Annotated in this window: 6 protein-coding genes; 1 reads left to right on the top strand and 5 read right to left on the bottom strand. The window is 69.9% G+C overall.

Going from position 1 to position 5445, the window contains the following annotated elements:
* Positions 1-127: 127 nt before the first annotated feature.
* From C503_RS0136895 to C503_RS0136875, 5 genes are all read right to left on the bottom strand, one after another.
* Positions 128-1462, bottom strand: a complete 1335-nt coding sequence (locus C503_RS0136895) for an alpha/beta hydrolase family protein (protein ID WP_018687209.1) — start codon at positions 1460-1462, stop codon at positions 128-130.
* Positions 1459-2247, bottom strand: coding sequence for an ESX secretion-associated protein EspG (locus C503_RS42430; RefSeq protein WP_018687208.1), 789 nt, complete (start codon positions 2245-2247; stop codon positions 1459-1461). Before C503_RS42430 ends, C503_RS0136895 begins: the two co-directional genes overlap by 4 nt.
* Positions 2244-2762, bottom strand: coding sequence for a WXG100 family type VII secretion target (locus tag C503_RS46605; protein ID WP_018687207.1), 519 nt, complete (start codon positions 2760-2762; stop codon positions 2244-2246). The genes C503_RS42430 and C503_RS46605 overlap by 4 nt, the downstream gene beginning before the upstream one ends.
* Before the next feature lie 85 nt (positions 2763-2847).
* Complete coding sequence (locus C503_RS43990) at positions 2848-3783, bottom strand: pentapeptide repeat-containing protein (RefSeq protein ID WP_018687206.1); 936 nt, start codon at positions 3781-3783, stop codon at positions 2848-2850.
* A gap of 20 nt (positions 3784-3803) precedes the next feature.
* Complete coding sequence (locus tag C503_RS0136875) at positions 3804-4619, bottom strand: lysozyme (protein WP_051115040.1); 816 nt, start codon at positions 4617-4619, stop codon at positions 3804-3806.
* Between the two features lie 622 nt (positions 4620-5241).
* Between C503_RS0136875 and C503_RS42420 the strand changes: the two genes are divergently transcribed.
* The coding region (locus tag C503_RS42420) for a hypothetical protein (RefSeq protein WP_033401469.1) at positions 5242-5445 on the top strand (204 nt) is incomplete at its 3' end.

The raw sequence follows: 5445 nt of genomic DNA, 5'->3' as shown, positions 1-5445 counted from the left end.
GTCGCGCTGCCCGCCTCGGTGAGCAGGGCGTTGACCTGCTCCGACAGGGCAGGCGGCACGGCAGCCGGTTGGGTCTTCGCGCAGGCGGCCGCCGCCATGAGCACCACGGTGGCGGCCGCGAGGCGCTTCACCGCTGGCGCTCCACCTTGTACTGGTGGGTCTCCACTGATCGACCGCCGAAGAACACCGACGCGCTGTCCCGGAAGTGCCGGACCGACGGGTCGCCGCTGGTGTCCAATTGCTTCGCGGCCTCGGTGTAGTTGCCGTTGATCGCGTGGTTGCCGCCGATGTTGCCCTGCTGATGGTCGAACTTGACCGTCGTGCGGTTGTCGCTCGCCGGGTTATCGGCCGCGTCCAGGTGCGGGACGATGTCGCCATTGTTCTCCAGCGACAGCATCTGCACTCGCTCGTCCACCGCGATCCCGCCGACCGGCGATCCCGCCGTCACGACATGTGTCACGTTGTAGCCGTCGGCCAGCAGCGGGTCGATCGCGCGGGCCGCGACGATGCCGCCCTGGCTGTGGCCCACCAGCATCAGCGGGGCGTCCTTGGGCACGCCCGCGTCGATCAGGGCCTGCTGGATGCCGCGCTGCAACACCGTCGGGTTGCCCGCGATCGCGTCGATGTTGGTCCCGAAGTCGTTGGCGCTGCCGCCGTCCTGACCCGGCAGGTTCCACACTTTCGTGCCGGGGATGTCGACGACGTAGGCGACCGAGCCGTCCGGCTGGGTGATCTTGCGGATGTCGATGTTGGCGTCGGTGCCGTTGCGGTGGTCCAGGCCGTTGAACAGCTCGCCCAGGTTGCTGGGCGGGTCGGTGGCGATCGGGTCGCCATCGGTGCCCATATCCGTCAGCTTGGGGTCGCCGTCCGGGTAGGCGTCGGCCACCAGCCCGGTCAGCGTGGCGAGGTCGGTCGGGATGCCGGTCAGGGTGCTGACCGCGCCCGGGGTCCGGCCCAGCACCTCGTCGATCACGCCGGGGTGGGCGGTGAGCCACTCCTGCCAGTCGCCGTGGTGGTTGAGGTACACATCGCCCGCGATGCCGATCCCGGCCCCGATCGCCAGGCCGGGCATGTGGACCATGGCCGCGCCCTCCAGCCAGCGCGAGGCCGCCAGTGCCTTGGCGTTGAGATCATCGGCCAGGTGGTAGGCGGCGTTGGTCGCCTGGAAGGTCATCCCGCGCAGGCCGATCGCCGCCGACGTGGCCGTCAGGCCGCTGGGGCCGTCGAGCGCGGTCAGCATCGCGCCTTCGAAGCGGGCCGCGCCGCCCGGGTTGAGCACCGCCGAGGCGAGCAGGTCCGGGTCGGCCAGGTACTTGTGGCTGGTCATGGCGATGCCGAGGGTGTTGCCCGCGATATCGTCGGTCAGGTGGCCCATGGCCGCGAGGTCCTCGTAGATCGCCTCGGTGCCGCCCGCGCCGCCGCCGACGGTCAGGTTGGTGACCTTCGCCTGGGGAGTGCTCACGCCAACGCCTCCGACACGTAGGGGGTCACCCAGACCCCGAGGTCCGCCCGGCTGACCGGGGCCAACTCCATGAGCCTGCGACCCCCGCTGTTCGCGGCGGGCTGCATCCCGATCCAGCCGGTGTCGCTGTGCAGCCAGCTCAGCTGGGCACTGCGCACCGACCCGTCCACCACCGACGTCACCAGGCAGCGCAACACGCCATCGGTGCGTCGGACGATGTCCAGCGCGAACTCGGCCTCTTCCTTGGGCAGCTTCAACTCGGCGAGCACGTAGCCCGGGGCGTCGGGGTCGGCCTCGCGCAGCAGGTCGGCCACGCCCAGCTCGTGCAGGGCAGCCAGCGGCACGACGCCGCGCAGGGGTTCGCGCTCGTCGGCCGGGCCGTCGAGGGCCGAGCCGATCCCGTTCTCCTCCGGCGGGACCGCGCGGACCAGCTCCCGGCCGAGATCCACGGCGGCGAACATCGACAGCTCCACGCCCTCGTCGGGCAGCAGGAACAGGGACGCGCCCAGCTCACCGGCGATCACGTGCAGGCTGCGCGAGCCGCGCGGGCCCACGGTCGCGGCGGTGTCGAGCATGATCCGCGGGTGGGCGATGATCCGGAGGTTCTCGCGGACCGGGGGCACGATCTCGTCGTCCTTCAGCACGCCCTTGGCGGCCAGCGAACCGGGGGCGGCCACGTCGGATCGCGGCGCCCAGTCCGGCGGGAGGTCGAAGCCGACCTTGTTGACCAGGTACGCGTACTCGGCGGCGGTGAGGGTGAGCCGGTGCGGCGGGGGAACGGTCACGCCACACCCCGCGCACGCATGTACTCGCCGACCTCTAGCCACTGCTTGTCGCCCGCGGGCGGCAGGTTGTGCGGCTGGTACTGCCAGCCCTCCCACGGCGGCCGTGGCGGCTGCGGTGCGTTACCGCCGAACCCGAGGTAACCACCGACCGTGTTGACCATGTCGGACACCGCCTTGTTGAAGCTGTCGACCGCCTGGTTGAACCGGTCGATCGCGCCGTTGAACCAGGTCACCACCTGCTCGCCGATCCGCTTGATCGCGGCGATCAGCTCGCGCACCCGCTGGGCGTGCTGCCGCAGGATCGCGGCCGCCTCGTCCAGCTTCCCGGCGATGCCCTCCAGGCTCTTGCGGTCGGCGGCGACGGTCTCCCGGCAACGGTCGGCCGCGATGGACTTCCAGCGCAGGGCCCCGGCGCGGGCGTCCAGGTCGGCGCCGTGCTTGCGCAGCTCGTCCGCGCGCTGCTCGACCTGACCGGCCAACCGGTCTAGCTCGTCGGGATCGCCGTAGAACGACATGTCCACCCCCGCTGTGGGCCAGTGCTTCGGGCCTGTGACGGCATCCTGGCAGGGGTGGTTCCGCAGATCACCCGATCGATCACAGTCAGTGCAATTGCAACCGGTCGTGGAAGCGGGCGCCGCGAAACTTGTTCTCACCACGGAACTCCGTGTCCTGGAAGTGGGCCGGGCCGTAGGAGATGAACCGGCTGAACCACGCGTTGCGGTGGAACACCGTGTGGTGCAAGTGGAGTCTCCCGAGGTTAACGGCGGCGGTCAGGTAGACGTCATTGTGGAACTGGCAGCCCCACAAGGCGTTCGACTCGTGTAGGCGCGCGCCGCGCAGGTACATCCGGCCGACGGCCCGGTTGGAGATGTCGAAGTACTCCAGGTCGGCGCCGGTCAGGTCGAGATCCAGGTACGGGCCGGGACTGTCCGCTGGCGGCAGCAGCTCGGCGATCAGGCGCTGCGCGGTGCCCCGGACCTGGGCCTCGCTCTGGTCCGAGCCGCGCATGAACGGCTTGCGCAGATAGGAACAGAAGACGTCGAGCACGGTCTGGGTGTAGGCGGGACGGGCGCGGGCCAGCCCGGCCAGCACGTGCAGCGCGCCGCCGCGGACCTGTGACGCGTCGTTGCCCAGCAGCTCCACGGCTTTCGCGAACCGCTCGTCGGCCACGCGCTCGCGGTCGAACTCGGCGCGTTCGCTCTCCAGATCGTGCTTGCGGCGCTCAATGTCCTGGCGGCGTTCCTCCACCCGGCGCCTGCGGTCGTTGAGCCACAAGGCGTAGAGGGCGACGATCGCGCCGCCCGCCAGGCCGCCGGTCTTCAACGCCTCGCCCCGGTTGGCGTTCGGCTCGGTCATGAGCCAGCCAGTGACCACACCCAACAGACCGACCGAGACCAGGATCGCGGCGGCCAGCCAGTAGCGCTCCGGCTTTCGTTCGGTGTCCCTCCTGGATTTCCGGGAGAGGACGGAACCGACACCGAGAACCACGCCCGCGACCAACGACACCAGCCCGGCGACCAGGAAGACCCACTGCACGGGCGGAACCTACCGGAGGTTCAGCCGTTGGCGAGCACCTTCAACCTATCCGCCGCGCCGTTGAAGTAGTCCTGGTCGATCGGCGAAGAGGAGTACTGCCAGAACGTCCAAACGGACCAGTTGTAGGGAAGCGTGCCCGGGGACGACGCGTATCGCGCGACCCACAGCGGGTTCGTGCCCGCGAACGCGGTGTTGCCCACGCACTGGGACCACCAGCTGGTGCTCGTGTAGATCACCACGTCGCGGCCGGTGCGTGTCCGGTAGGTGCCGGTGAAGTCGCGGATCCAGGACGCCATCGCGGACTGCGACTTGCCGTAACAGGTTGCGCCATAGGGGTTGTACTCCAGGTCGACCACGCCGGGCAGGGTCTTGCCGTCGCGGGACCAGCCGCCGCCGTTGGACACGAAGTAGCCTGCCTGGGCCGCACCGGAGGAACGGTCCGGCACCGCGAAGTGGTACGCGCCGCGGACCATGCCCACGGCATAGGAACCGTTGTACTGCTGGGCGAAATAGGGGTTCGTGTAACCCGTGCCCTCGGTCGCCTTGACGTACGCGAAGCGCTTGCCCTGTGACCAGAGCGACGACCAGTTGACATTGCCCTGGTAGCTGGAAACATCTATGCCCGACACGGTCGCCGCCGCCCCGGCGGGGGCGACCGCGGCGCGGGCCACCGGCTCGTGCAGCCGGATCTGCGACCCCAGTTCGTGGTCGGTGGTGGTCGAGCTGGCCGCGATCGCCGAGACCGGGGTCGCGAGCCCGATAACACCGCAGACCACGGCGCCGATGAGAGTGGCGACAAGCGGTCTCGACCGGTGAGAGCTGAACGCAGTGCGCATCGTCGGACGCCCTTTCCGTGTCCCCGACATCGAGGAGCGGCACGGAGAGTGGCCGCCCGGATGTCGATTGTGATCGGGCAACGATCCACTTGTCACGGGAAGATGTGGAGAATTCACCAGAGCAGGGGTGATCAGGGGTGAACGGTGAGTGCACGGTGAATAGGTACCCATCGGCCATCCTAGGGTCGCCGCTGGTCGGACGCATTCGGTAAGCAGACCGACGCGCTGGGTGGCGCCCGGACATCCCGATCGCGAAAGACGCATCCGGGCTGGCTACCTGGCGTTGAACGGGCGAGACTTTGCGTGGAACTCGCGTGGTTCTCGGAAGGGAGAGCGGTGAGCGGACCCGACGCGTTCGCGCGCATGTGGGCGACCGTGCTCACCGAGACCGGTTATGTGGCCATGGACCACCGCCGGCTCGTCGACCAGGTGCGCGAGTACACCGAGGTGCTGCTCGCGAGCCTGCGCACCGAGCGGTTCAACCCGGAACCGGTCGAGCGCATCGGCGCGGGCCTGGTCGCCTTGCGGCTGGCCGGATCGACCACGCTGTGCGCCTCGCTCCAGCTGATCGGCGTCGACCTGCTGCGCGTGGCGGGCGGCCCCGGACCTGCGGCCGGAGCTGGTGCCCGCGGTGCAGGGCGCGTTCGCCGCCGGGTTCACCGAGGCCATGCGGGAGAAGATCTTCCGCGACCAGGAGTCCATCCGGCGCGCCGCGCTGGAGGCCAGGCGTGGCGCCGAGGTGGCGCTGCGGGCCAGCGAGGCCCGGTTCCGCGCGATGTTCAACCAGGCCGCGGTGGGCATCGCCATCGCGGACGCGGGCGGGCGG

Source organism: Actinokineospora enzanensis DSM 44649, from assembly GCF_000374445.1.
In the GTDB taxonomy this organism is placed as follows: Bacteria; Actinomycetota; Actinomycetes; order Mycobacteriales; family Pseudonocardiaceae; genus Actinokineospora; species Actinokineospora enzanensis.
This window is presented reverse-complemented; position numbering and strand designations above follow the sequence as displayed.